Genomic DNA, 25,503 nt, shown 5'->3' with positions numbered 1-25,503 from the left:
CGCTATTTCGTCAACCCGCGCAGGCCACCCGAGATCAGGATGTTAACTTCGTAGAGGATACGTGGCGCCGCCAATCCGCCAGGGCTGGCCAGATAGTTGGGGCTCCATTCCGGATCGAATTTCTGCTTGAAGGCGCGCAGGCCTTCGAAGTGGTAGAACTGCTCGCCATGTTCATAAACGAACCCACCGATCCGATTCCAAAGCGAGGCCAACTGCCGGTTCTCAATCCCAGAGAACGGAGCAGCGCCCAGCGAGAACCAGTGGAATCCCTGCTCGGAACCCCAGACCATCATCTCGGCGAACAGCGCGTCCATGACAAAACTGGGGCTGTCGGGTTCGTAACGCATCAGGTCCAGAGACAATTCGGATTTGTTTCCGCCTTGAAACAGGTTGGCGAAAGCCATGATCTTGCCTGTCTCATCCCGCAGAACGGCGTGGTCGAAATAGGACAGGTAGGCATCATCAAAGCCGCCCAGTGCAAAACCTTTTTCCTCACCCGCCTTTTGCGCCAACCAGTCGTCCGAGATCTGACGAAGCTCGGGCAACATCGGAGCAAGCTGTTCCTTGGGGATGATTTCGAACTTGTACCCTTCACGCTCGGCCCGGTTCTTGGCCTGACGAAACCGTTTGCGCGATTTTCCATCCAGAGAGAAATCCTGCAGCGGCACGCGGGCCACTTCTCCGATCTTCAAGATAGATAGGCCGAGGTCGAGGAAAGTTGGCAGATACTTGGTCGATACACTGTAGAAGGCACAAAGCTTGCCTTCGCGATCGGCCATTTCTCGCAATTGCCAGATCAGTTGTTGCCCTGCCTTTTCATCTCCCACCGGCTCACCCTTGGTGATGAGCGCGTTGCCAGTATCGGCATAAGCGAGGAATGCGGTTTCGTCGGGTGAAATCAGGAATTGCTTGTCGCCCGTAAGCGAAATCTGAGACTCGGTGTCTTCGCTTTCCATCACAAGCCGTTCAACGACTTCGGGAATTTCAGTGCGAACCGGAGCCCGAATTTCTCTCCCAAACAGAGAGTTCACCGCCACAATGCCAAGGATCACAGCGACAACAAGGCTTGAGCGTAGGAAACGTGAGGCATCGCCGCTCCAGGCAAAATCCCACCACAAGGCGTTCTCGTATTCAACATGGGAATAAGCGAACAACCCGATCCAGAAAATGACTGCCAGCAATGCGACTACGCTGACCAGCCATGGGATATTCAGCCGAAAGATCGACGCACCACTAACCCGGTAGAAAGCCCCCCGAAACATCGCCAGAAGGCCAATCGTAAACAGCAAGGACAGGGCTTCGTGTGTATCCAGCCCCTTGGCGAGCGAGGCAAAGAAACCAGCCGCCATCAACAACATGGCCACCACCCATGCGCGATAGAGTTTGCGGAATAGCCCGCGCGATACCAATAGCAACAAAACGCCCACTACACTGCCTGCGAGGTGTGAGGCCTCGACAAACGACAAAGGCAGCACCGCACGCAGTACGCCAAGGTTTTGGGAACTGGAGGGTAAGGCACCAGAGACCAGCAAGATCACCCCAGCCACTGCCGCAACGCCTGCAGCCACCATCGGGACAATGGGGCGGATTGCGCGATAAACCCAGCTCATCGCGCCCCCGATGCGTTGGCGCTGAGTCATTGCCGATGCGACCGCAATCGACAGGCTGGCAATGGCAAATGGTAAAAAAGTATAGATCAGCCGGTACAGCAGAAGTGCAGCAATGACATCAGACCGGCCCGATGCCCCGAGGCCTGCAATCAGGGTCGCTTCGAACACGCCTATTCCGCCCGGTGCATGGCTGAGGATACCCACCGCGATCGCACCGATATAGACCGCGAAGAAATATGGATAGCCAACACCCAGATCGTCAGGCATCAATACCCATAGCGCCATGGACGCGCCGAACAGATCGCCAACTGCCGCGACTGTCAGCAAGCTGGCCAGCTTACCACCCGGCAGGTTGAACCCGAAGCCGCCATACGCCAATCGCCGCCCACCGCTTGAAAGCCAGACAAACAGAACAATCAGCCCCGCAAGCATGCAGAGGCCTATCACAGTTTCCATTGTCTCACTGATGGGCAGGACCTTGGAAATACCGTCAGGATGGATGGTAAGCAGCAGGCCCAGAAGCAGAACCAGCCCCATCCAGAACGCCACCCACGAGGTCGCGATCACTCCCGCAACGCGCCCCAAATCCAGCCCGAGCGAGGCATAGATCCGATATCGGATCGCTGTGCCGGTGATGTAAGAGAATCCAAGGCAATTCGATACTGCGTAACCGCTCGCCCCAGCCATTCCGGCAACGGGCAAAGGCACCTTTCCACCAGCCACGCTCTGCACGGCAAGGACATCATAGAATGATAGAGACAGAAAACTGAACGCCGTCCAACACAGCGCGAAGAACATGAATTTCCCAGGCTTCGCCGCGATATCACTTTGGATATCTGACCATTTCACATGTGCAGACAGGTCGTGCAGAACCGCGAGTGCTATTCCGGTGATCAGCAGCGGAACCGCAATCTTGACCAATGGCTTTTCCAGCAACCCTGCTACGCGCTCGGCCAAATTTTCCACGCGCGTCTCATTGGTGCTCGCCTCTGTGGTCATACCGTACGTCCCTGCCCTATGATCTTCAGATCAGTGTTAATTCAAAGCTTTGCACGATTCTCGAATCCGTCAAAGTGGCTTGAACAGCCTGTCACGAACGGCCCTTGCGCGTAGAAAGCAACAGGTTTGTCTCGGACCGCGTGATGCCTTCCATCCGCCTGATCTGGAACAACACTTCATCAAGCTCGTCCAGAGTATCTGTGCCGATCTCGGCTATCAGATCCCAACTGCCATTGGTCGAGTGTACTGCCCGAACTTGCCGCATCGCAGCCAGCCGGGACCGGATCCGCTCGGTCCCGCGACCTTCGATTCCAAGCATCATCAATCCACGTACGGGGCTTTCCGACACACCCTGCCGGGTCACCACAGTGAACCCCACGATTTCGCCAGATTGCTTGAGACGCTGCAGCCGGCTGCGCACAGTCGTTCGGGTTACGCCAAGCATTTCGGCCAACTCTGACAGCGATGCGCGTGCGTCCCTATGCAGCGCATTCAGCAACCTATTATCCAGTTCGTCCATACGTATTTACCAAATAGAATTTTGTTGATCCAGTTTGATCAATTTGCCCTCTTCTCTCAACTCATATCGTATCGATAGATAGACTTATGAGCAAACAGAACATCATTCTCGCCGGGGTTCCGATGGATGCTGGCAAACATCGTCAGGGCTGCCGAATGGGGCCCGACGCCTACCGTGTTGCCGGGCTTGAACAAGCGCTGTCTGACCTGGGACATACCGTGACCGACATCGGCGATACTCACCCGGATCAGGTAGATGTGCCAGAAGACGCCCATCTGTTCTCGCTTCCGGAATGCGTGGGCTGGACACAGGCGTTGAGCCGGACTGCGAATGAAGTCGCGGAGCAAGGTTTGCCGATCTTCATGGGCGGCGATCACGCGCTGTCGATGGGGACGGTGACAGGGATGGCGGCACATGCGGATAAAATCGGGCGCCCGCTCTTTGTTCTTTGGTTGGATGCACACAGTGATTTTCATACACCGCGCAGCACAGATAGCGGCAATTTACATGGAACACCCGTCGCCTATTTCACCGGTCAACCGGGGTTTGAGCCCTTTCCTCCTGTAACCACTCCAATCCCAACCAATCGCGTTGGGATGATAGGATTGCGCTCGGTTGATCCAGCCGAACGCGCGGCGCTGGAAAAGGATGACGCGATGCTGGCCGATATGCGCAGCATCGATGAACACGGCATCAAGACCCCACTTCTGGCCTTTCTCGACAAAGTACGCGAGGCCAACGGCATCCTGCATGTCTCGTTGGATGTGGATTTCCTTGACCCCTCGATCGCACCAGCAGTTGGCACCACAGTCCCCGGAGGCGCGACCGAGCGTGAGGCGCATCTGGTCATGGAACTCCTGCACGAAAGCGGCCTCGTTTGTTCGCTGGACCTCGTCGAGTTGAACCCGTTCCTTGATGAGCGCGGCCGAACCGCAAAACTGATGGTCGATCTTGCGGCCTCGCTTATGGGGCGGCGCATCTTCGATCGCCCGACCCGGAGTTTCTGATGATATCTCTTCAATCGCCTTCGGCTGTCGTGATGGTGCGCCCCCATGCATTCGCGTCGAATCCAGAAACCCGAGACGACAATGCGTTTCAAACGCTGGCAAATCGATCTACCGCAGCGACTTCAGCGGCTGCGCGGGATGAGCACGACAAAGCAGTAGAACAGCTTCGCGCTGCTGGTGTGACCGTTCATGTGTTTGACGATGAAGGTGAGCGCGATACACCCGACAGCGTGTTCCCAAACAACTGGTTTTCGACCCATCCGGGCGGTCATGTCGCCGTATATCCGATGTTCGTACCATCGCGCCGGCGCGAGAGACGCGCAGATGTGATCGAGTTGCTGAAGCGTGAATATCGAGTGCAGGACGTCATCGACTATTCCGGCCTCGAACAAGACGACCTCGCGCTCGAGGGAACGGGCGCAATGGTTCTGGATCACGTTGGACGTATTGCTTACACCGTTCGGTCCAACCGCGCCGATCCGGTGTTGTTGGAGCGCTTCTGTACGCATTTCAACTATGAGCCGATCGCATTCGATGCCAAGGATGCCGAAGGCCGGGATGTCTATCACACCAATGTCCTGATGGGGATCGGGACGCACTACGCGCTGATCTGTTTGGACATGATTTCCGACCCAGAACGTCGGGCAACAATTCGGGCACGGCTTGAGGAGTCTGGTCGTACTGTCATCGATCTGTCTCAAGAACAGATCGCAGATTTTGCAGGAAACGCGATTGAGCTTAGCGGCAACGATGGTCTTGTTTTGGCGCTGTCCAGCCGTGCGCTAATGGCTCTTACGCCCGCTCAAGTCGCAGTTATCGAAGCCGGCGCAACTCCGCTGCCGCTCTCGGTTCCCACAATTGAAACAGCCGGTGGATCCGTACGTTGTATGATCGCTGGTATCCATCTTTCCCGCCGATAGGAGTCTTTGATGCAACCCTCTGATAAGGCCCTCGTGCCGTTTGTATCCGTCGACAACATGATGCGTCTGGTTCACCACGTCGGGGTCGAACAGATGATCACACAGATTGCTGCGCAGATCGAAGCTGATTTCAAACGCTGGGAGAGTTTTGATAAAACGCCCCGCATCCCGGCTCACTCACCACACGGCGTAATCGAACTGATGCCAACCTCGGATGGTGAGGCTTACGGGTTCAAATACGTAAACGGTCACCCCAAGAACACGTCTGAGGGCCTGCAAACCGTGACAGCGTTTGGCCTGCTGGCTGATGTTTATACCGGCTACCCGACATTATTGACCGAAATGACTATACTGACCGCTCTGCGGACGGCAGCAACTTCGGCGCTGGTTGGCAAATACCTCGCACCCAAATCGGCGACGACGATGGCGATGATCGGAAACGGAGCGCAATCCGAGTTCCAGTGTCTCGCATTCAAAGCCATGTGCGGGATCGATACTGTCCGGCTCTACGACACCGATACGAACGCGACGGCGAAATGTGCTGCCAATCTGCAGGGCAAAGGGCTGACGGTCGTGCCCTGTAAAACGCCGGAGGACGCAATCGAAGGCGCTCAGATCATAACGACCTGCACCGCTGACAAGAAATACGCTACCATCCTGACAGACAATATGGTCGGCCCCGGCGTCCACATCAACGCGATTGGCGGCGATTGCCCCGGCAAAACCGAACTGCACCGCGATATCCTTCTGCGCTCGGATATCTTTGTAGAATACCCCGAGCAAACGCGGATCGAAGGTGAAATACAGGCTCTGGAGGATGATCACCCGGTCACCGAGATGTGGGAAGTGATGACCGGACAGGCCAAAGGCCGCACCGACGATCGACAGATCACGTTGTTTGACAGTGTGGGCTTCGCAATCGAAGATTTTTCGGCATTACGATATATCAAAAGTGCAATTGAAGGCACTGATTTCTATGAAGCATTGGATATGCTCGCAGACCCTGACGACCCAAGGGACCTGTTTGGGATGTTGATGCGGGCAGGATAAAGAACCCGCACATCAATAACTGTGCCCCGGCCTTTGGCCAGGGCTTTTTCTTATCCGGCCAGCGATGGCAAGTAGAGAACGATCCCCGGAAAAGCCACCAGCAGCGCTATGGTCAGAGCATCTGCAATGAAGAAAGGCGTCACCCCCTTGAACACATCCTGAACACTAAGGTCAGGGCGCACCCCGGCAACGACAAAGCAATTCAGGCCAATGGGTGGTGTGATCAGGCAGAACTCGGCCATTTTCACCACAAGAATACCAAACCAGATCGCACACATCGGCCCGGACATGCCAAAGGCGCTGTCTTCGGCGCTAACGGCCTCGCCCCCATTCAGGGCCATAACGGCGGGATACACGACAGGCAGTGTCAAAAGCAGCATGCCGATCGCATCCATGAACATGCCCAGCACTGCATAGGCCAGCAAGATGCAGATCAGGATCAGCATCGGCGACATCTCGAGCGAGGTGATCCAGTCGGAAAACGCTCCGGGCAGATCAGCGAATCCCAAAAAGCGGACATAAATCAGAACGCCCCAGATGATCGCAAAGATCATGGCGGTCAGTTTGGCGGTTTCAAGCAAGGCCGACTTGAACTCTGGCCAGCGCATCCCATGGATCAGGGCAAAGCAGAACACGATGAAGGCCCCGATGGCTCCTCCCTCGGTTGGGGTGCCCCAGGCCTTGTCGCCAAACGGGTTATAGACGAAGCAGATGATGATGAGGATCACTGCCACGATGGGCAACGCGCCAGGAAGCGCCGCAAATCGTTGGTTCCAGGTAAATCCTGTCACAGGCGGCCCGACGGATTTGAAAATCACGGCGATGGCAACGATCAACAAGCCATAAATCACCGCCGAGAACGCACCGGGAATAAAGCCCGCAAGCAACAGTTTTCCCACATCTTGCTCAACAATGATGGCGTAGATCACAAGGATCGCGGATGGAGGGATGAGCGAAGCCAAGGTCCCGCCAGCGGCAACGACGCCGGCGGCGAAGCGCTTGTTGTAGCCGACGGCCAACATCTCGGGGATGGCGATCCTTGCAAAAACGGCTGATGTGGCGACCGAGGCACCTGAGACCGCTGCAAAACCGGCGGTCGCAAAGATTGTTGAAACAGCCAATCCGCCAGGCACCCATGCCACCCAGCGTTTTGCCGCCTCGAACAGGGCGCGCGTCAGCCCGGCGTAATAGGCAAGATAGCCAATCAGAATGAATGTTGGGATCAGGCTGAGTGTATGAGACGCCACCTTGGAATGCGGCACCTGCCCTGCCGTTTTGACGGCCACCGTCAGTGCCTTACCAAACCGTTCGGGATCATACCCAAACTTGGCCCAGAATATCCAAATAAGGCCAACCAACCCTGCCAGCCCAGCAGCAAAAGCCACGCGCATACCAGTGACGACCAGGATCAGCAGACCGGCAGTGACCCAAAGGCCGATATCAATCGTATCCATGGGTCAGTTACGTCCTTCGAATTGTTCGGCCTCGGCTGCAGCCTGTGCAGCGGCATCCTGTATCAGCGGTACGGCCACCGGAGTTTCGAGCCCCAGCATGAACGCGCGTCCATAGCCCCAGACCTGCAAGATCAGCCGGGCACAAAGAACCGAAAAAGCAACGGGCGCCAACAGCTTGGCTGGCCAAATAGGAATCCCGATGTCAATCGAGCTATCGCGGCTCCACATCGGGGCGCCAAAATCAAAGGAGCGGTCGAAATGGGACCAACTGCCCCAAACCAGCGCCAGCATCAGAAGTAGGATCAACAGGACCGAGATCAGTTCGAACAACCACAGCGCCCGCCCTTTCAGGCGCGAGATCACGATATCCATTCGGATGTGCCCGCCATCGCGTTGCACAAACGAAATGCCCAGAAATGCGATCAGGGGCATCGCCTGTTCGATCCAGTCAACATAGCCGGGCAACGGCGCGTTCAAGGCGTTTCGGCCGCTGACTGACACAACAGCCAGCACCATCAGTCCGAAGACCGCAAATCCACTGATCAGCGCCATAAAGCGCTCCAGTCGCAACAATCGGTGATCCAGCCGACTTAGAAGACTGCCATCCTCAAGCACCGTGGCATGTCCTGCCATCTCAGCAATCCTTTGATTGAAGGAAAGGCCGGGTGCCCAATGACACCCGGCGAAGGGCGATTAGTTACCGCCGCGTTGCTGTTGAAGTGTTGCCTGCACCAGATCGTAGAGATCCTGCGCTGGCAGACCCTGAGCCGTCATGTCTTCAATCCATTTTGCGCGGATTGGATCGGCGGCCTTGGCGCGGAACTCTTCGAGAACTGCGGCGTCAATCTCGACCTTTTCAACACCCTTTTCTTCCAGAACGCCGTCCCACTTTTCAAGCAGTCCACCGTAGTTGGCCAAATAATGTGCGATCGCCTCATCAATCGAGCTATCAAGCGCCTCACGGTGTTCCGCTGGCAGGGCTTCATAGGCGTCTATATTCACCACAACTGGGCAATTCACGGTTCCCGGATTGAGGTTCGCCGTCCACCAGTCGGCTTCGTTGATGGTTCCAAACGACAGATGTGCATGCTGAGCGAAAGCAACAGTGTCGACAACGCCAGATTCCATCGCATTGTAAGCCTCGGTCGCGGGCACCGAAGTCGGAACGCCACCAACCGCTTCGAATGCCTGCCCTAACCCGCCGGTGGCGCGGACGCGCATTCCGTCGAAATCGGCAAGCTCATCGCGCGGATCACCCGTGCCGACAAGATTATACTGAGGCATGGGCGAAGTCATGATGATACGCGCGTTCCATTGCGCCATCTCATCCTTGACCGCCGGGTGATCATAAACCGCGTGGCTGACGGCCACTTCTTCATCCAGTGTGTTCACACCCAGGAAGGGCAGTTCCAGAACAGTGATCGCGCGGTTCTTGTCGCGGTGGTAGCCCGCGCAAAACTGCGCCATCTCAAACGCACCAATCTCGATCCCATCCAGATTTTCCTTGGGCTTCGACAGGCCACCATAGCTGACATTGATGGTGAAATCGCCGCCGGTTTTCTCGTTCACCAGTTCAGCCAGTTTTTCAACATGTTCGGTAAAGGCACGACGTTTACCCCAGACCGAGGCATTCCATTCGGTCGCGGCTGCCTCGGTGACAAACGCCACGCTCAGGGCGGCAAAGGCCGCGCCACTCAGTATCTTATTCATTGTGATCTCTCCCATAGATGCGCCCCCTATCGAGGCGCTTGAAAGAGAAGCTAGCGCCTAGTCTGGAATCTGCCAACCCCTGCTTGGATAAGCGGTGTTACCGCCATCAATTCAGCTCAACAAAATGGGGCTATATACTAATATTCTAGAACCGATCCGGTGAGTTTTTTGTACGTTACAGTCATATTATTGTTATTATTAAATAATTACTGGTAATTTCATATTTGTTTACAAGTAACGCGATTATTCTGAAACTTATTTACAAAGAAGTTCAAGGATTATCGCAATTTATTTATTTATTTTCTGATCTCCGTATTATTCGACTCGGGGAGGAAATGGATCGACATTGTCTGATCGGCTGGCAATATCGGTCACATGCAATCCAGTCTAGAGGGAGGAGCCTCAAAAATGACCACCGCTGCCCAGGCAGATGCCAAGACATATCCGCCATCCGCAGAAACCGTCGCCCGCGCGCATGTCGACGCCGACAAATACGCAGATATGTATGCTGCGTCGATCAACAACCCTGAGGCATTTTGGGATGAGCAAGGCAAGCGCGTTGACTGGATCAAGCCCTATACTCAGGTCAAAGACGTCAGCTATGAATTTGGTTCGGTTGGCATAAATTGGTATGCGGACGGTACGCTGAACGTCTCAGCCAACTGCTTGGACCGTCATTTGAAGACACGTGGCGATCAGACGGCCATTATCTGGGAGCCAGATGATCCAAACGACACGGCTCAGTATATTACTTATGCCGAATTGCACCGTCGCACCTGCCGGATGGCCAACATCCTTGAGTCGATGGGTGTACGCAAAGGCGACCGCGTTGTCATCTATCTGCCAATGATCCCCGAAGCAGCTTACGCGATGCTGGCTTGTGCACGGATCGGAGCGATTCATTCGATTGTATTTGCCGGATTTTCACCCGACGCGTTGGCGGCACGTATCAACGGCTGCGACGCCAAAGTCGTCATCACTGCCGATGAGGCGCCCCGTGGTGGCCGCAAGACCCCGCTTAAGTCGAACGCAGACGCTGCATTGCTGCACTGTAAGGACACCGTAAAATGCTTGGTCGTTAAACGCACTGGCGGGCAAACCACGTGGATTGACGGTCGTGACTACGATTACAACGAAATGGCGCTTGAGGCGGACGACTATTGTGCACCCGCTGAGATGAACGCTGAAGACCCGCTGTTCATCCTCTATACCTCCGGTTCGACAGGTCAGCCCAAGGGCGTTGTTCATACGACAGGCGGCTATTTGGTCTATGCGGCCATGACGCATGAGATCACGTTCGATTATCACGAAGGCGACATTTACTGGTGCACGGCGGATGTAGGCTGGGTCACCGGCCACAGCTATATCGTCTATGGCCCGCTGGCCAACGGTGCGACCACGCTGATGTTCGAAGGTGTGCCTACCTATCCGGATGCCTCACGCTTCTGGCAGGTGTGTGAAAAGCACAAGGTGAACCAGTTCTATACCGCCCCAACTGCGCTGCGCGCTCTGATGGGGCAAGGCAACGAGTGGGTCGAGAAGTGCGACTTGAGCGACCTACGCACGTTGGGCACGGTCGGCGAGCCGATCAATCCGGAGGCCTGGAACTGGTATAACGAAGTGGTTGGCGGTGGACGTTGCCCGATCGTTGACACCTGGTGGCAGACCGAAACCGGTGGCCATCTGATGACCCCCCTACCCGGTGCTCATGCGATGAAGCCCGGTTCGGCGATGAAGCCCTTCTTTGGCATTCAACCTGTTGTTCTGGACCCTCAGTCCGGTGTTGAGATCGAAGGCAATGGTGTCGAAGGCGTTCTGTGCATCAAGGACAGCTGGCCCGGTCAGATGCGCACCGTTTGGGGCGATCATGAGCGGTTCGAAAAGACCTATTTCTCGGATTACAAAGGCTACTACTTCACAGGCGACGGCTGCCGCCGGGATGAGGATGGCGATTACTGGATCACCGGCCGCGTCGATGATGTGATCAACGTCTCGGGTCACCGGATGGGTACTGCCGAAGTGGAAAGCGCGCTGGTGGCACATGCCGCCGTGGCCGAGGCCGCCGTTGTCGGGTATCCACATGAAATCAAAGGGCAAGGCATCTATTGCTATGTCACATTGATGAATGATCGCGAGCCTTCGGATGATCTACTGAAGGAGTTGCGCACTTGGGTCCGGACCGAGATCGGCCCGATCGCCAGCCCGGATGTGATCCAGTGGGCTCCTGGCCTGCCTAAGACCCGCTCGGGCAAGATCATGCGCCGCATCCTGCGCAAGATTGCCGAGAACGACTTTGGCTCGCTTGGGGATACTTCCACACTGGCCGATCCTTCGGTGGTCGAAGACCTGATCGAAAACCGCGCGAACAAGTGAGGATGTGATGGACGCTGCCACGACCATATCCCCCGCCGTTCTGATCCTTCTCGGCCCTCCGGGCGCCGGGAAGGGCACGCAGGCCCGTATGTTGGAAGAGAAGTTCGGGCTTGTACAACTCAGCACCGGTGATCTGCTGCGCGACGCGGTTGCCGCAGGCACGGATGCCGGTAATGCGGCCAAAGCGGTAATGGAGGCCGGTGATCTTGTCAGCGACGGGATCGTCATCGCGATCCTGCGCGACCGCATGGCGGAACCGGACTGCTCCAAGGGCGTCATTCTTGATGGGTTCCCGCGCACTACGGTTCAGGCCGAAGCGCTTGATGGTTTACTCGCGTCGTCAGATCAGAAGATCAACGCGGCCATCAGCCTTGAGGTTGAAGACGCCGAAATGGTTACCCGGATTTCGGGTCGATACACGTGCGCCGGATGCGGTGAAGGCTATCACGACACGTACAAACAACCCGTCGAAGACGGCAAATGTGACAAGTGCGGCCACACCGAATTCAAGCGCCGCGCTGATGACAATGCCGAGACGGTCGCCTCGCGGCTCACCGCCTATCACGCGCAAACCGCACCATTGATTGACTACTATCAAGCCCAGGGCGTGCTGAAAGGCATCGATGCCATGGGTCAGATCGACGACATCGCGCGAAACCTTCACGGGATTGTCGGCGAAGTCATGGACTAAGGGGAGCAGATAAGCCCTAGGGCCTTGATCCAAAAACAGAATACTTCAATGGAACTGCCTCGGCAGACCGGAGAAGCTATGCCTGACGCCATCCGGCATCTGGCAATTTCGAGAAGCGGCCCACGGCACTGGAGGAGTTGGGCAACGGGCCGCCAATGAGGGAAGCGAAGGAGGAACCCGCGATGGCGGATCATTCAACAAACTCCGCGCAGACTGCCGAAGCCGACAAGGGCTATTGGCAGGCCAACCTGCGCCTCATCTACATCAGCCTCGCGATTTGGGCGCTGGTGTCGTTTGGATTCGGCATTCTGCTGCGTCCGCTGCTGTCTGGCATCGCTGTTGGCGGTACAGATCTGGGCTTTTGGTTCGCTCAGCAAGGATCGATCCTGGTCTTTCTGGTGCTGATCTTCAACTACGCCTGGCGCATGAACAAGCTCGACGCTGAACACGGCGTGGACGAGGAGTAAGAGCCATGGATCAGTTTACCATCAACCTGCTGTTTGTGGGCGCGTCCTTTGCGCTTTACATCGGCATCGCAATCTGGGCCCGTGCGGGTTCCACATCCGAATTCTATGCCGCCGGTCGCGGCATTCACCCGGTCACCAACGGTATGGCGACAGCGGCAGACTGGATGTCTGCGGCCTCGTTCATCTCGATGGCGGGTCTGATTGCCTTTACCGGCTATGACAACTCAACCTTTCTGATGGGTTGGACCGGTGGCTACGTGCTGCTGGCTCTGCTGCTTGCGCCTTATCTGCGTAAGTTCGGCAAATACACCGTGTCGGAATTCATCGGCGACCGCTTCTACAGCCAGACAGCTCGCATCGTTGCCGTGATTTGCCTGATCGTTGCCTCGGTGACCTATGTGATTGGTCAGATGACTGGCGTGGGCGTGGCCTTCGGCCGCTTCCTCGAAGTGTCCAACACATCGGGTCTGCTAATCGGTGCCGCTGTTGTGTTTGCCTACGCAGTGTTTGGCGGGATGAAGGGCGTGACCTACACTCAGGTCGCTCAGTACTGCGTGCTGATCACCGCCTATACTATCCCGGCCATCTTCATCTCGTTGCAGCTGACCGGTACGCCGGTTCCGGCGCTGGGTCTGTTTGGTGACACCGCAAGCGGTGAACCCTTGCTGACCAAGCTGGACGCTATCGTGACCGAGCTGGGCTTCAATGAGTACACGGCCCACCACTCGAACACGCTGAACATGGTGCTGTTCACCCTATCGCTGATGATCGGTACAGCGGGTCTGCCGCACGTCATCATGCGCTTCTTCACCGTTCCTAAGGTATCTGACGCACGTTGGTCGGCTGGCTGGGCATTGGTCTTCATCGCTCTGCTGTACCTGACCGCCCCTGCGGTTGGTGCCATGGCGCGTCTGAACATCAGTGACATGATGTGGCCCAATGGCGGCATCGAAGGTGGCGCTGTCTCGGTCGAAGATATCGACAACGATCCGCGCTATGATTGGATGGCTACTTGGCAGAAAACCGGTCTGTTGGATTGGGAAGACAAGAACGGCGACGGCAAGATTCAGTACTACAACGACAAGAATGCCGACATGCAGGCGCTTGCCGAAGAAAAAGGCTGGGTCGGAAACGAGCTGACCAAGTTCAACCGCGACATCCTGGTTCTGGCCAACCCCGAAATCGCCAACCTTCCAGGTTGGGTGATCGGTCTGGTCGCTGCCGGTGGTCTTGCGGCTGCTCTGTCTACCGCTGCGGGTCTGCTGCTGGCGATCTCGTCGGCCGTGTCCCACGACCTCGTCAAAGGCGCAATCAACCCGTCGATCTCTGAAAAGGGTGAACTTCTGGCGGCGCGGATTGCCATGGCTGTAGCCATCGTTGTTGCAACCTATCTGGGTCTCAACCCTCCGGGCTTTGCGGCGCAGACGGTTGCATTGGCTTTCGGTCTGGCGGCTGCCTCGATCTTCCCGGCGCTGATGATGGGGATCTTCTCGACCCGCATCAACAACACCGGCGCGGTTGCGGGTATGCTGGCTGGTCTTACCGTAACTCTGGTCTACATCTTCCTGCATAAGGGCTGGCTGTTCATTCCGGGCACCAACTCGTTCACCGATGCTGACCCGCTTCTGGGTCCGATCAAGTCGACCTCGTTCGGCGCCATCGGTGCGATGATCAACTTTGCGGTCGCCTACTTTGTAGCAGGCGCAACCAAAGAGACTCCGCAGGAGATCAAAGATATGGTCGAAAGCATTCGCATTCCCCGTGGTGCGGGCGCAGCTCAGGATCACTGAGTGTGATGCGGTCGGTGGCTCTTGTCTTCGATCGCGTCTTTCGACTTACTGTTCCCGCCCGGCACACCACCGGGCGGGATTTTTATTCGGAACTCCGGAGAGCGTAAATGCCCCTGTCCCTTGACGAAATCACCCGGTTTCTGAAATCTGTGCACCCCTATGACGCCCTGCCCCACGATGCGCTGGACGAGTTGGCCCAGCAGATCGAAGTGCGCGAGGTCGATGCCGATGGCAGTATTTACCAGTTGGGCAATGCTCTGCCCGGCGTTTTTGTGATCTACGAAGGACAGGTGGAGATTACGGATGAGAATGGCGCTGTCGTCTCGCATCTGGGACTGCGCAATTCTTTTGGTGAGCGCGGATTGCTGAAGGATGGCAAGGCCGCAACCCATGCGCGGGCCCACACGCCGACGGTGCTGATCGTGCTGCCACCAGATTTGGTGAAAAACCTGATCGACGGGCACGACGTGGTGTCCAAATTCTTCAACCGCACACGCGGTGGACGCAGCGGGCCGCAAAGCCTGGCCACCAGTGCAATTGACATTTTGATGGCGCGCGACCCTGCCACCTGCCCGCCCGATACTCCGGTTCAAAACGCCGCGCAGATCATGCGCGACCGACATATCTCATCACTCTGCGTGACCGAGGGTGAAAAGTTGCTGGGCATAGCGACCCTGCGCGATATCTCGGGCAAATTCGTCGCCGAGTCGATGCCAGCAGACACTGCGGTTTCAGCCATCATGACCACCAACCCGATCACGCTGTCCCCCACCGATATCGGCTCGGACGTACTGCATGTGATGATGGAGCGTGGCATCGGGCATATCCCGATTTCCGAGGCCGGGCAGTTGGTTGGCATCGTCACTCAAACCGACCTCACCCGTTATCAGGCGGTCAATTCTGCCGAGTTGGTGGGCCGGATCGCTCGCGCCAATACTGCCGATGAGATGGCTACAGTCACTGCCGAGATACTCCAACTGCTAGTTCAACTCGTTGCAGGCGGCAACCGGCACGAGATCGTGACACGACTGATCACCGACATTGCTGACACCGCAACACGGCGCTTGCTGGCACTGGCCGAGGCCGAGCTTGGGGCACCTCCGGTGCCATACCTGTGGCTGGCCTGCGGCTCGCAAGGACGGCAGGAGCAGACCGGTGTTTCGGATCAGGACAATTGCCTGATGCTGGATGACAGCGTAACCGAAGACGACATGGCGTACTTCGCAGATCTGGCCAAGTTCGTATCGGACGGGCTGGACACCTGCGGGTATTTCTATTGCCCCGGCGACATGATGGCGACAAATCCACGTTGGTGCCAACCAGTCAGGGTCTGGCGCGATTACTTCAAAGGATGGATTGACAGGCCGAACCCTGAGGCACAGATGCTGGCCTCAGTCATGTTCGATCTGCGCCCAATCGGGGGCAATTTCGACCTATTCACTGATCTGCAGTCCGAGACTTTGGCCAATGCCAGCGCAAACTCGATCTTCGTGGCGCACATGATCTCGAATTCGCTGAAACACACGCCACCATTGGGGCTGCTGCGCGGTTTTGCAACGATCCGGTCGGGTGAACACCGCAATACGCTGGACCTCAAGCACAATGGCGTCGTGCCTGTGGTTGATCTGGCACGCATCTACAGCCTTCAGGGTCAGTTAACCGAGGCCAACACACGCGCCCGTCTGAGTGCTGCCCAGGCAGCAGATGTCCTGAGTGCATCCGGTGCGCGCGATCTTTTGGACGCCTATGATCTGATTGCCGAGACACGGCTGGAACATCAGGTCAGATTAGTGAAATCCGGTGACGCGCCGGACAATTATCTGCCCCCAACTGCCCTTTCGGACTTTGAGCGAAGTCATCTTCGCGATGCCTTCGTCGTGGTAAAAACGATGCAATCGGCGGTTGGTCATGGCAAAGGGATGCTGGGCTAATTCAGGCCTGAATAACGGAGTGACAATATGTTTCTGGAATTGATTGGCACGGTCTTTGCAGGTTTTGCCTTTGCCGGCGTTGTCATGGTGTTGAACAAACTAACCGGTGGCCGGTTGCCAAAATGGGCCGCACCGGTCGCGGCAGGTGTTGGGATGATCGCCATGACGATCTCAAGCGAATATTCCTGGTATGATCGCACGCGTGGTCAACTGCCCGATGGGCTGGCAATTGTCGAAGAGATCGAAAGCCGCGCGATTTATAGACCTTGGACATATGCGGTGCCCTTCGTCGATCGCTTCGCCGCTATCGATACCGTATCTGTCCGCACGAACGAAAGTGTCCCTGATCAACGTCTTGTGGATCTCTACTTCTTCGGCCGCTGGGCACCGGTTTCAAAACTGCCGATTGCAGTTAATTGTGCAGAGAATAGTCGCGCCAATTTGGTTGACGGTGCAGAATTTGCAACCGATGGCAGCCTGACGAACGCAACATGGTTCAAGGCCGAGACCGGAGATCCGATCATCGAGGCGACTTGCGGAGTCTGACCATGTTGCACAAGCTAAGCCTACGCCTTCGCATCTTCCTGTTTTTTTGTCTGCTGGCCTTGGGCGGGATACTTGTTAGCACGGTGGTCTTGTGGATTAGCTATGAACGTGCGGCCGACCCGGCACTGATCAATGCATTTATTTTCGCGGATGCGTTGATCGCCTTCGGTTTGCTCGGCCTGGTCGCAGGTGTCTGGCTGTTATTCGATGATAACGTGGCTAAACCAATCGAACGTCTTTCCGCGCAACTTCGGGCCCGCGCCCATGCAGGGGTCAGCACAGATCTCGATTTGCAAGCTGCGCGGTATCTAGGTGATCTTGCCCCAGCGGCCGCGGGGCTGGCAGAACAGCTGGCCGAAAACGCCATGACCACTGCCCAGGCCGTCGCTGCGGAAACCGCCCATCTGGCGGCTGAGAAAAAACGCCTCACCGCTCTGCTGACCGAGATACCCGTCGCCATGCTTCTGGCAAGCCCCAAGCATCAGATCGTTCTGTATGACGCGCAGGCCGCCGGGGTACTGGCCCAGATCGCCCACCCCCGCCTGAACGCATCTTTGTTTGACTATCTCGAAAGCACTGGCCTCACCGATGCCTACAAAGAGATGTGCAAGACTGGCATGGATGTCTATTGCACTTTGTCCAGCGTTGATGGGCGGCAAACCTATACCGCGCGGATGAAACCGCTGGGTGACGCTCCGGGTTATATGCTGGTCTTCGAAGGCAGCGTTGCCCGCATTCCGCCCGAGGATGCCCGCCCTCTGGTCTATGATTTCGAGCTGCTCGACACGCCCGGGGATGACGTCTTTGAGGAACGCAGCCTGTCGGACCTGTGTTTCGTGGTCTTTGACACTGAAACGACCGGCTTGTTGCCCCATAAAGACGAGATCGTTCAGATTGGAGCCGTGCGGGTGGTAAAGGGCAAGATTGTCGAGGGTGAAAAGTTCGACACACTTGTCGATCCGGGTATACCGATCCCGCCAGCCTCGACCAAAGTCCATAAGGTTAACGACAGGATGGTGCAGGGTGCGCCCGACATCGCCTGGGCCGGGCAAAGCTTTCACCAATTCGCCCGTGACGCTGTGATTGTTGCCCATAACGCACCATTCGACATGGCTTTCCTACGCCGTCATGCTGGCCGTATGGAGGTAGATTGGTCCCACCCCATTCTTGACACGGTTCTGCTGTCGGCTGTTTTGTTCGGAGCAAGCGAAACCCACACACTGGATGCGGTTTGTGATCGGCTGGGTGTAACCATACCTGAAACCCTACGCCATACTGCTCTGGGCGATGCGGTTGCCACTGCCGAGGCTCTGGTCCGAATGTTGCCAATGCTTAAGGCACGCGGCATGACAACCTTTGGCGACGTCATCGCGGAAACCCGTAAACACGGGCGGTTGCTGGAGGATCTGAACTAGCCGGAAAATCCTCAATTCACCGCAGCTTTTCGTGGACAATCCCTGCGCCACATGGCACCTGAGACAGGCCCCTTGAACGAGCGCGTGATGACGGAAAAAACATTCATTCCTGGCCCTGAGGACAATCTTGCCTTTCGCGAGGCGTTGGGCTGTTTCGGCACCGGAGTCACCGTAGTCACTACCAGCACCGCCGAAGGACCCGCCGCGATCACGGTGAACTCGTTCGCATCCGTATCTCTGGACCCACCTTTGGTTTTATGGTGTCTCGACCGGAACTCAAACCGGTATGACGCCTTCAGCACCTGCGAACATTACGCGATCCATGTGATGGCGCAGGACCAGCACGATCAGGCGCTGCAATTTGCGCGTAACGGGTTCGATTTTTCTCATGCCGACTGGCAGGAAGATGATGCAGGGCGTCCCCGTCTTGCTGAATGTCTAGCCCGCTTCGACTGTCGCTTGTCGGCGCGTCACGCGGCAGGTGATCACCTGATTCTTGTTGGCCATGTCGAGAAAGTCATGCACCGCCCCGGTCAAGGATTGATCTTTAAACGCGGCCAGTTTGGTGGTTTCGCAGATTTGATCTAGTCGTCCAGCGATCCGTGGACGGCCAATGCTTCAAGCTGCGTTTCTTGCGGCGTGATCACGCGAAACGCCTCGTGCACCCCTGCCGCTGTCAATTCCCGGGCCACAGTCAGCAACGTGTTCGGGGCATGATCCTCGCACATCTCGGTCATGTGTGCGATTTCGGTCTGCGCGACATCCATCGCCACCTCGACCGATGGTGCACCGTATAACTGCACAAAATGCTCAGCCAGATTCTGTGTCAGTTGGTCAATTTCGGCCTGCTCAATTTGCGTAACCGCAACGAATGTCACGCGCCCAAACGTCTCAAGCCCCAGCCAACCATTGGCAAAGGCTTGACGTGCCTTGCCTTCCAAGTCGGCCTCTCCCCAATTCGAAAACTCGAATCCACCCGGGATGCACCACTCACCGGTTCGTGCAGGTGAATGGAACACGTTCATGTCGCTTTCATCAAAATGGATTGCGCGGGCGAGATTCATCAGACGGTCTCCAACAGTTCTGTCAGCGGGCGTATTTGGGTGTCTGCGCCCTCGCGGATCAGCATGCCAAACCGTTCGTCGGTGCCGAGAAATACACCGGAATCCGCGATGGGTTCTCCAACCCCTCGCAGTAGCCCCATCCATTCGGCATGGAGCGGCGCGTTGCCCTCTTCTTGCCAGCGGTTGAGCCATGTCAGCATGTGGCGCGACCAGCTTTCGACCAGTTGCGTCGCCGACACGTCAGCACAACCTTCATCATAAAGCGCAGTTACATCCGGCGTTTCCCCGGGGGCGTCGCTGGTCGACAGCAATGCAAGCTCCCAACCGACGACAAGCCAATTAGGAATCTCGCCTGCCTCGGCAGACGAGGCTGCAACCTTCATCGTCCCGCATGTTGCGCCATTCACGCAGATTACGCCGTCCCAGCCTAGATGCACAGCAACTTCTGGAGGAGCCAGTGCGCCCAGGGCGTTCTGGAAACCGACGGCACATAGCGGCAACATTGCTATTGCATCCTGCAGCGGCACCTCGGGGGCAAAGACGATGGCAACGCGCAGACGATCCGCCTGAATACTATAGACCACGGTTCCCCCATCACAGCCTAGCGCCGCCATGGCCTGAGCCTTTTCGAACGGATCCTCTCCGGCCTTGGCAGGATGCCCGCTGAGCAATGGGGGAAAGACCGGGTGGCTCATGCATTCCCCTTGGCAATCATGTCGCGAGCGATCTTGCGGAAGGCTTCTGCTTGTGGGCTGTCGGGTTTGCTGACTACGATCGGCGCCCCCCCGTCTGCTGCCACGCGGATATCCAGATGCAGTGGTATCTCACCCAGCAGTGGCACTCCCAATGCCTCGGCTTCTGACGCCACACCGCCATGACCGAATACGTGCTCTTCGTGTCCACAATTCGAACAGATATGAGTCGACATATTTTCAATCATCCCAACGATGGGTGTTTTGAGCTGATTAAACATGTCGATCCCCTTACGAGCATCGATCAAAGCCACGTCTTGTGGGGTTGAAACAACGATGGCGCCATCCACCTGAAACTTTTGGCTCAACGTAAGTTGCACATCACCCGTGCCAGGAGGCAGGTCAACGATCAGCACATCCAGCGCGCCCCATTGCACCTGCCCCATCATCTGCTGCAATGCGCCCATCAGCATCGGGCCACGCCAGACAACCGCTTGTCCTTCGTTGGTCATCAGCCCCATCGACATCATGGTAACACCGTGATTGCGCAAAGGCAGAATCGTCTTGCCATCAGGGCTGGCCGGACGACCCGAAACCCCCAACATCCGGGGCTGCGACGGACCGTAGACATCCGCGTCCAACAGACCCACGCGACGTCCTTCTGCGGCTAGCGCGCAGGCAAGGTTGGCCGACACAGTGGACTTGCCGACACCCCCTTTACCAGACGCCACCGCGATGATCCGGTCCACACCCGGAACCGCCTGCGGACCGGTTTGCGAAGGCTTAGGCTTGGGCTTCAAATCGGGTGGGGTCTTGTCTGAATGCGCGGTCATCATGGCCGAGACGTTGGACACGCCGTCCACCTTCTGCGCCGCTTTCTCGGCTGTAGCCCGCACGGGTTCCATTTTCTCGGCCTGTTTGGGATCGATCTCAAGCACAAAGCGCACCGTATCCCCCTCGACATTCAGCGCGCGCACAATACCTGCGCTAACGATATCCTGTCCGGAAACAGGATCAGTGATCTTCTTTAGGTTCGCCAGTACGGCGTCACGGATGCTCATGCGATCACCTCCGTTATCCACCCTTCGATTAGGGCCTTGCGTGTCGACTGATTGCGGTCGCCGCTCATTGCATGATACTCCGTCTCTTTTCGTTCATTTGACGCAATTGGCCTGACACCGCTAAGTTTGGCCATGCGCTTTGTCCTGTTGTGCCTGAGCCTGACGCTCACCGCCACCCCCTCTTGGTCACAAGAGGCAATTGGACTCGCAGCGCCAGATGAGATTTCAAACTCGGGTCTTCTGCAACATATCCTTCCGCGCTTCTCTCTCAAGTCCGGGGTTCGCGTTGTCGCAGACAATGATGGTGTAATGGCTCTTGCTCCGGCACCTCCTGGCGATCCGGTTTTTGCCCGTGACGAAACAGTCTATCACCTGCGCATTAATGCCAGCGCAAAGGAAATCAAGTTCCGAGACTGGCTGTTGTCCGACATTGGGAAACGTACGATCGAAAGCTTTGTTCCCGCTGAAGGTGGGCCCTTTAACGCGAACTTCGAAATCGCAGATGTTGTCGAAGACGCTAAAATCGACGGAGATGCTGCTTTGGGTCAGGATTTGTCGTTTACTCACTGCGGCCGGTGCCATGTGATCGGGCCGCAAAACCGCATGAACGGATTGGGTTCCACGCCGTCTTTCGCCGTCTTGCGCGCGATGCCTGATTGGTCCGAGCGGTTTCAGGCTTTTTTTGCCCTGAACCCGCATCCCGCCTTCACCCAGATTGAGGGCGTAACCGAGCCCTTCCCGCCCGAGCGTCCATCGCCGATCCATCCGGTGGAAATAAGTCTGGATGATCTCGAAGCCATTTTGGCCTTTGTCGCCGCCATCAGCGCCGCCGATCTGGGCGCACCGCTGCAACTTCAGTGATCCTTGCGCTTTGAAAAATAATCATCCGTCGTCACGACACGGGGTCTGGGCGATGACTGGAACGGATTGTCGGTGCTGTGGAACTGAGCATTTACCCTGCAATCATCACACATCTGGATCAGCCTTGCCTGATCCGAAGTTGCAAACATCGGATGTGTTCCCGACAGTTTGTCCATTATGCGTTCGACCGTCGACCTGACGCCAAAGGCCGCACCACATTCGATGCATTCGAACGGCTCTTCCTCATTAAGAACCTGCTGCGACAGGGCCTTGTCGCTTAGGTCAAGCTGCGGCACCAGATCAATGGCGTGCTCAGGACAGATCGTGCGACAGATACCGCATTGCAGGCAGGCATCCTGCTGAAAGTTCAACTGCGGCTTGTCTGGATTGTCGATCAGCGCACCTGAGGGGCACAATGATACACAACTGAGGCACAAGGTGCAGGTGTCAGTGTTTACTACAACAGCGCCATATGGAGCGCCATCTGGCAAGGCCAACGGTGCTTCGGTCTTGGCATTCAGCGCTTGCGCCGCCAGACGGGTGATTTGTCGCCGGTTCCCCAATGGAAGAACCGGATCGGTCAATGGTAACGGCACCTCTTGCGCATAAAGCAGATCAGCAAACGCATCCGGGTCAACCTCGTCAATCAGGCTCAGGGCACCCTGCCCCGCGATGGCCTGCGCCAAGACCAGTTCCCGATCCAGCGCGTCCCGTTCGACTTTGGGCCCCAATAGGACGTCGACGCGGGCGAACCCATGTGCCAACCCGGCCAGCATCTCGGCATGACCAAAGCCTGAAACCACGTTCACCTCAAATGGAATGACATCCGCTGGAACACCTCGGCCAAACCGGGCAACCATTCGGATCATCTGCGCCCCGTGGACATCGTGCACCAGCAAACGCGGCGCTGTACCCCCTGCCCGACGAAAAGTTCGCGCTAGTATGTGCATCCTAGAGAGAATGGCAGATACCGGCGGATCCTCGTAAGTAATGGCTGTAGACGGGCATAGGGCAGAACACTCACCACACCCGGCGCAAATCATTGGGTCGATTGCCACATGATCTGTCGCTGATGTGATGGCACCGGTCGGACATATGTCCAAACAGTTCGAACACCCGGTCTGTCCTGCGCGTGAATGGGCACAAAGCGCTTCATCCAGTCGCACGTAAAGCGGTTTTTCAAAGGTACCGACCAGTTGCACCGCATCGAAGGCTAGACGCGCAACCGCAACCGCATCACGAGGATCGGCGCGCAGGTAGCCTTCGCGCTTATCCGGGGCTGCAACCAAAGCCGTACCTCCGGTCAAATCAACAACAATATCACTGCGCGATGTGGCCCGATCCCTCGGCGCGCTCCACGCGAAATCACCACGCCCGCCGGGTTCTAACTGTTGCACTTGATCCAGATGCCACGTGAACCCACCCAGTGCGCCCGACAAGTTCCGCACCTTGGCACGAATAACATCAAAAGTACGGCTCAGCGGTTGAACCTCATCTGTGACCAAAACCGTTACGGCCAAGCTGTCCGATAATTGTTCAGCCAGATCATAAGCGATCTCGCCCGACCCGATGATACAACAAGTGCCTTCGCTGATCACATCAACTGCAGAAGTGATCGGCTGCGGCAACATCGCTTCAGCTGCCAACGCTGCCATTTTAGGCGCTGCATTTTGGCCCTGTTCCGACCAGCCAGCACGGTCTCTGAGGTCAACGCATCCCGGCTGATCCACACCCAGATCATCTGCAAGGTCAGAAAACACGACAGTCTCTTGCCCGCAGGCAATCACCACCTGATCGTCGGTCTGAAGCATTTCAGCCACCACGCCAAGTTCTCGGGTACAAAGCGCAGTATGTACCTTTGAACAGCTCAGTTCACAGGCCGAAGATATGCGATCTGCGTCAATTGATTGCGTCCCCTCGCAATCACACAACAAAAGCTTGCTGGTCATATCTTCTCCCGGACTGTTTGCTGCCCCAATTCACACTAGACCTAATCCGCACCGTGGCAATGCGGTACCGGGCAGAATGGCAGATTTGTGCACTATTTCTCATCGACCCCCAAGCCATCCACGAGCCATTGAGGTCAATAACGAATAAATTATCGAAGAAAACGACCTGATCAATGCAAGTGGACTTGGCACAGCGCCAATTTATGTACCATAGTACATCATAGGGAAGGCAGGGGAGAGCCTTCCGGGGAGGAGCCAGTGGCCAAGGCCGCAAGCCAGATTGAAATGCCAGTTGGCGTCATCGTGCGCAAAACACCCGGGGTCACTCGTTGGGCCCGCTGGAGCTGGCGCGCAGTCGCTTTGTTGCCTGGCGCCGGACCTGCGGATTGGCAAGAGCTGCGCCGCGAAGGTGAAACCGTCGAATATCACGCTGCCACACTGCCTCTATCACTCTGGGCTGACGAGACAGAGGCCTATATGGTGAACCTGTCGGACGGACAGCCCTCGCTTTACCTGGTGCTTCGGGATGAGTTGAAAGGTGAAACTCCCTTGAATGCAATGCTGATCACGGCCTCTCCGTTTGAAGGTCAGGACTACGCTGATACCGGCGAGGAGATTGTCGAGAAGATCCCGATGACAGAAGGTCTAATCGCTTGGGTGCGCGATTTCACGCTGCAGCATCATCGGGACGAAGTGTTCGTAAAGCGCCGTCGGGATAAGAAGCGCATAGATTTGGTTGAGGACGGAAAAGGCGACGCTCGCATCCGTCAGGACACAGATGTCTACCGCGCACCGCGTCGGGTGCTGCAATGACCCAAGCGCGCGATTTCTGGTCCCGCCGCAAGGCCGCCGTTCAGGCCGAGACCGAAGCAGAAGCTTTGGCCGCAGAGGAACAGATCATCACGACGCGGCAAGCTGAGCTGGAAGAAAAAAGCGACGCCGAAATTCTGTCCGAGTTTGATCTGCCCGATCCCGATACGCTGCAAGCAGGCGATGATGTCTCGGGCTTCATGGCCAAAGCCGTGCCTGACCGCCTGCGCCGCCGCGCTTTGCGGCGCCTATGGCGGCTGAACCCTGTTCTGGCCAATGTCGATGGGCTGGTCGACTACGGCGAGGACTACACTGACGTAGCCTGCGTGATTGAGAACCTTCAGACCGCGTATCAGGTAGGCAAGGGCATGTTGGCTCATGTCGAAGCGCTCGCTGCCGAGGCTGAAGAGCAAGAATGCGATCCAGAGACAGATACGCTTGATGTGATCGAGGCGCGTGAAGAACCGGCCAAGGCCGAAGAACCTGTGCCGGAACCCATGATCGTGGCTGATGTGGAAGAACCAGATGAGCTTGAAGTCCCCCCTGCTCCGCGCCGCATGAAATTTGAATTCGAAGGATAACT

At 56.7% G+C, this 25,503-nt stretch carries 23 protein-coding genes; 14 read left to right on the top strand and 9 right to left on the bottom strand.

The genetic code is table 11. The annotated features are described in order from the left end of the window. Positions 1-2: 2 nt before the first annotated feature. The gene (gene mprF / locus ACR0JR_RS01175; protein ID WP_480454720.1) at positions 3-2,609 is read right to left on the bottom strand and encodes a bifunctional lysylphosphatidylglycerol flippase/synthetase MprF; all 2,607 of its coding nucleotides are present in this window, start codon (positions 2,607-2,609) and stop codon (positions 3-5) included. Between the two features lie 91 nt (positions 2,610-2,700). Continuing rightward, positions 2,701-3,129: an Lrp/AsnC family transcriptional regulator gene (locus ACR0JR_RS01170; RefSeq protein WP_170778927.1), complete on the bottom strand. Its 429-nt coding sequence runs from the start codon at positions 3,127-3,129 to the stop codon at positions 2,701-2,703. A gap of 86 nt (positions 3,130-3,215) precedes the next feature. On the opposite strand from ACR0JR_RS01170, the gene rocF reads away from it, so the two are divergent. The 3 genes from rocF to ACR0JR_RS01155 are packed head-to-tail and all read left to right on the top strand — an operon-like array spanning position 3,216 to position 6,106. Beyond that, complete coding sequence (gene rocF, locus ACR0JR_RS01165) at positions 3,216-4,136, top strand: arginase (protein WP_480454719.1); 921 nt, start codon at positions 3,216-3,218, stop codon at positions 4,134-4,136. Next, complete coding sequence (gene ctlX, locus ACR0JR_RS01160; protein ID WP_480454718.1) at positions 4,136-5,056, top strand: citrulline utilization hydrolase CtlX; 921 nt, start codon at positions 4,136-4,138, stop codon at positions 5,054-5,056. Before rocF ends, ctlX begins: the two co-directional genes overlap by 1 nt. A gap of 6 nt (positions 5,057-5,062) precedes the next feature. Then, entirely contained in the window at positions 5,063-6,106 is a 1,044-nt protein-coding gene (locus ACR0JR_RS01155; RefSeq protein WP_480454716.1) for an ornithine cyclodeaminase, read from the top strand. Positions 6,107-6,156: 50 nt separating this feature from the next. On the opposite strand, the gene ACR0JR_RS01150 is transcribed toward ACR0JR_RS01155, so the two are convergent. Genes ACR0JR_RS01150 through ACR0JR_RS01140 form a run of 3 tightly spaced genes read right to left on the bottom strand, consistent with a single transcriptional unit; the run spans position 6,157 to position 9,270 of the window. After that, positions 6,157-7,560 carry a TRAP transporter large permease gene (locus tag ACR0JR_RS01150; RefSeq protein ID WP_480454715.1) on the bottom strand — a complete coding sequence of 468 codons (1,404 nt, stop codon included), beginning with the start codon at positions 7,558-7,560 and terminating at the stop codon, positions 6,157-6,159. Positions 7,561-7,563: 3 nt separating this feature from the next. After that, complete coding sequence (locus ACR0JR_RS01145) at positions 7,564-8,193, bottom strand: TRAP transporter small permease subunit (protein WP_170469577.1); 630 nt, start codon at positions 8,191-8,193, stop codon at positions 7,564-7,566. 60 nt (positions 8,194-8,253) lie between these two features. Continuing rightward, positions 8,254-9,270, bottom strand: a complete 1,017-nt coding sequence (locus ACR0JR_RS01140) for a C4-dicarboxylate TRAP transporter substrate-binding protein (RefSeq protein WP_480454714.1) — start codon at positions 9,268-9,270, stop codon at positions 8,254-8,256. A gap of 408 nt (positions 9,271-9,678) precedes the next feature. Between ACR0JR_RS01140 and acs the strand changes: the two genes are divergently transcribed. The 8 genes from acs (at position 9,679) to ACR0JR_RS01100 (ending at position 19,071) form a co-directional block, all read left to right on the top strand. Continuing rightward, on the top strand, positions 9,679-11,643 hold the full coding sequence (acs, locus tag ACR0JR_RS01135) for an acetate--CoA ligase (protein ID WP_170539201.1): 1,965 nt from the start codon (positions 9,679-9,681) through the stop codon (positions 11,641-11,643). 7 nt (positions 11,644-11,650) lie between these two features. Beyond that, on the top strand, positions 11,651-12,334 hold the full coding sequence (locus tag ACR0JR_RS01130) for an adenylate kinase (protein WP_480454713.1): 684 nt from the start codon (positions 11,651-11,653) through the stop codon (positions 12,332-12,334). A gap of 182 nt (positions 12,335-12,516) precedes the next feature. Then, the gene (locus ACR0JR_RS01125; protein WP_010439512.1) at positions 12,517-12,801 is read left to right on the top strand and encodes a DUF4212 domain-containing protein; all 285 of its coding nucleotides are present in this window, start codon (positions 12,517-12,519) and stop codon (positions 12,799-12,801) included. A gap of 5 nt (positions 12,802-12,806) precedes the next feature. Next, on the top strand, positions 12,807-14,591 hold the full coding sequence (locus ACR0JR_RS01120; RefSeq protein WP_010439509.1) for a sodium:solute symporter family protein: 1,785 nt from the start codon (positions 12,807-12,809) through the stop codon (positions 14,589-14,591). Between the two features lie 107 nt (positions 14,592-14,698). Then, positions 14,699-16,522 carry a DUF294 nucleotidyltransferase-like domain-containing protein gene (locus ACR0JR_RS01115; RefSeq protein ID WP_480454711.1) on the top strand — a complete coding sequence of 608 codons (1,824 nt, stop codon included), beginning with the start codon at positions 14,699-14,701 and terminating at the stop codon, positions 16,520-16,522. A gap of 27 nt (positions 16,523-16,549) precedes the next feature. Next, on the top strand, positions 16,550-17,068 hold the full coding sequence (locus ACR0JR_RS01110) for a hypothetical protein (RefSeq protein WP_170469566.1): 519 nt from the start codon (positions 16,550-16,552) through the stop codon (positions 17,066-17,068). A gap of 2 nt (positions 17,069-17,070) precedes the next feature. After that, complete coding sequence (locus ACR0JR_RS01105) at positions 17,071-18,483, top strand: 3'-5' exonuclease (RefSeq protein ID WP_480454710.1); 1,413 nt, start codon at positions 17,071-17,073, stop codon at positions 18,481-18,483. Positions 18,484-18,570: 87 nt separating this feature from the next. Next, a complete protein-coding gene (locus tag ACR0JR_RS01100) occupies positions 18,571-19,071 on the top strand; it encodes a flavin reductase family protein (protein ID WP_170469560.1) in 501 nt (166 codons plus the stop codon). On the opposite strand, the gene ACR0JR_RS01095 is transcribed toward ACR0JR_RS01100, so the two are convergent. Genes ACR0JR_RS01095 through ACR0JR_RS01085 form a run of 3 tightly spaced genes read right to left on the bottom strand, consistent with a single transcriptional unit; the run spans position 19,068 to position 21,300 of the window. Beyond that, positions 19,068-19,547, bottom strand: coding sequence for a DUF6505 family protein (locus ACR0JR_RS01095; protein ID WP_480454709.1), 480 nt, complete (start codon positions 19,545-19,547; stop codon positions 19,068-19,070). The genes ACR0JR_RS01100 and ACR0JR_RS01095 overlap by 4 nt on opposite strands. Further along, entirely contained in the window at positions 19,547-20,242 is a 696-nt protein-coding gene (locus ACR0JR_RS01090; RefSeq protein ID WP_170469554.1) for a DUF4444 domain-containing protein, read from the bottom strand. Before ACR0JR_RS01090 ends, ACR0JR_RS01095 begins: the two co-directional genes overlap by 1 nt. Next, positions 20,239-21,300, bottom strand: coding sequence for an Mrp/NBP35 family ATP-binding protein (locus tag ACR0JR_RS01085; protein ID WP_480454708.1), 1,062 nt, complete (start codon positions 21,298-21,300; stop codon positions 20,239-20,241). Before ACR0JR_RS01085 ends, ACR0JR_RS01090 begins: the two co-directional genes overlap by 4 nt. A gap of 132 nt (positions 21,301-21,432) precedes the next feature. Between ACR0JR_RS01085 and ACR0JR_RS01080 the strand changes: the two genes are divergently transcribed. Further along, the gene (locus ACR0JR_RS01080; protein ID WP_480454707.1) at positions 21,433-22,161 is read left to right on the top strand and encodes a hypothetical protein; all 729 of its coding nucleotides are present in this window, start codon (positions 21,433-21,435) and stop codon (positions 22,159-22,161) included. On the opposite strand, the gene ACR0JR_RS01075 is transcribed toward ACR0JR_RS01080, so the two are convergent. After that, complete coding sequence (locus ACR0JR_RS01075; RefSeq protein ID WP_480454706.1) at positions 22,155-24,110, bottom strand: 4Fe-4S binding protein; 1,956 nt, start codon at positions 24,108-24,110, stop codon at positions 22,155-22,157. The genes ACR0JR_RS01080 and ACR0JR_RS01075 overlap by 7 nt on opposite strands. 258 nt (positions 24,111-24,368) lie before the next feature. Between ACR0JR_RS01075 and ACR0JR_RS01070 the strand changes: the two genes are divergently transcribed. Beyond that, on the top strand, positions 24,369-24,923 hold the full coding sequence (locus ACR0JR_RS01070) for a DUF3305 domain-containing protein (protein WP_480454705.1): 555 nt from the start codon (positions 24,369-24,371) through the stop codon (positions 24,921-24,923). Beyond that, entirely contained in the window at positions 24,920-25,501 is a 582-nt protein-coding gene (locus ACR0JR_RS01065) for a DUF3306 domain-containing protein (protein WP_480454703.1), read from the top strand. Before ACR0JR_RS01070 ends, ACR0JR_RS01065 begins: the two co-directional genes overlap by 4 nt. The last annotated feature ends 2 nt before the right edge of the window (positions 25,502-25,503 follow it).

The organism is Ruegeria sp. AA3 (assembly GCF_056542905.1).
This window is presented reverse-complemented; position numbering and strand designations above follow the sequence as displayed.

What these genes read in the sequence shown, in the direction of transcription:
- ACR0JR_RS01085 (WP_480454708.1), bottom strand. Translation starts at nt 21,300, where the DNA reads ATGAGCATCCGTGACGCCGTACTGGCGAACCTAAAGAAGATCACTGAT.
- ACR0JR_RS01140 (WP_480454714.1), bottom strand. Translation starts at nt 9,270, where the DNA reads ATGAATAAGATACTGAGTGGCGCGGCCTTTGCCGCCCTGAGCGTGGCG.
- ACR0JR_RS01120 (WP_010439509.1), top strand. Translation starts at nt 12,807, where the DNA reads ATGGATCAGTTTACCATCAACCTGCTGTTTGTGGGCGCGTCCTTTGCG.
- rocF (WP_480454719.1), top strand. Translation starts at nt 3,216, where the DNA reads ATGAGCAAACAGAACATCATTCTCGCCGGGGTTCCGATGGATGCTGGC.
- ACR0JR_RS01150 (WP_480454715.1), bottom strand. Translation starts at nt 7,560, where the DNA reads ATGGATACGATTGATATCGGCCTTTGGGTCACTGCCGGTCTGCTGATC.
- ACR0JR_RS01125 (WP_010439512.1), top strand. Translation starts at nt 12,517, where the DNA reads ATGGCGGATCATTCAACAAACTCCGCGCAGACTGCCGAAGCCGACAAG.
- acs (WP_170539201.1), top strand. Translation starts at nt 9,679, where the DNA reads ATGACCACCGCTGCCCAGGCAGATGCCAAGACATATCCGCCATCCGCA.
- ACR0JR_RS01080 (WP_480454707.1), top strand. Translation starts at nt 21,433, where the DNA reads ATGCGCTTTGTCCTGTTGTGCCTGAGCCTGACGCTCACCGCCACCCCC.
- ACR0JR_RS01090 (WP_170469554.1), bottom strand. Translation starts at nt 20,242, where the DNA reads ATGAGCCACCCGGTCTTTCCCCCATTGCTCAGCGGGCATCCTGCCAAG.
- ACR0JR_RS01170 (WP_170778927.1), bottom strand. Translation starts at nt 3,129, where the DNA reads ATGGACGAACTGGATAATAGGTTGCTGAATGCGCTGCATAGGGACGCA.
- ACR0JR_RS01145 (WP_170469577.1), bottom strand. Translation starts at nt 8,193, where the DNA reads ATGGCAGGACATGCCACGGTGCTTGAGGATGGCAGTCTTCTAAGTCGG.
- ACR0JR_RS01075 (WP_480454706.1), bottom strand. Translation starts at nt 24,110, where the DNA reads ATGACCAGCAAGCTTTTGTTGTGTGATTGCGAGGGGACGCAATCAATT.
- ACR0JR_RS01095 (WP_480454709.1), bottom strand. Translation starts at nt 19,547, where the DNA reads ATGAATCTCGCCCGCGCAATCCATTTTGATGAAAGCGACATGAACGTG.
- ACR0JR_RS01100 (WP_170469560.1), top strand. Translation starts at nt 18,571, where the DNA reads ATGACGGAAAAAACATTCATTCCTGGCCCTGAGGACAATCTTGCCTTT.
- mprF (WP_480454720.1), bottom strand. Translation starts at nt 2,609, where the DNA reads ATGACCACAGAGGCGAGCACCAATGAGACGCGCGTGGAAAATTTGGCC.
- ctlX (WP_480454718.1), top strand. Translation starts at nt 4,136, where the DNA reads ATGATATCTCTTCAATCGCCTTCGGCTGTCGTGATGGTGCGCCCCCAT.
- ACR0JR_RS01110 (WP_170469566.1), top strand. Translation starts at nt 16,550, where the DNA reads ATGTTTCTGGAATTGATTGGCACGGTCTTTGCAGGTTTTGCCTTTGCC.
- ACR0JR_RS01105 (WP_480454710.1), top strand. Translation starts at nt 17,071, where the DNA reads ATGTTGCACAAGCTAAGCCTACGCCTTCGCATCTTCCTGTTTTTTTGT.
- ACR0JR_RS01130 (WP_480454713.1), top strand. Translation starts at nt 11,651, where the DNA reads ATGGACGCTGCCACGACCATATCCCCCGCCGTTCTGATCCTTCTCGGC.
- ACR0JR_RS01115 (WP_480454711.1), top strand. Translation starts at nt 14,699, where the DNA reads ATGCCCCTGTCCCTTGACGAAATCACCCGGTTTCTGAAATCTGTGCAC.
- ACR0JR_RS01065 (WP_480454703.1), top strand. Translation starts at nt 24,920, where the DNA reads ATGACCCAAGCGCGCGATTTCTGGTCCCGCCGCAAGGCCGCCGTTCAG.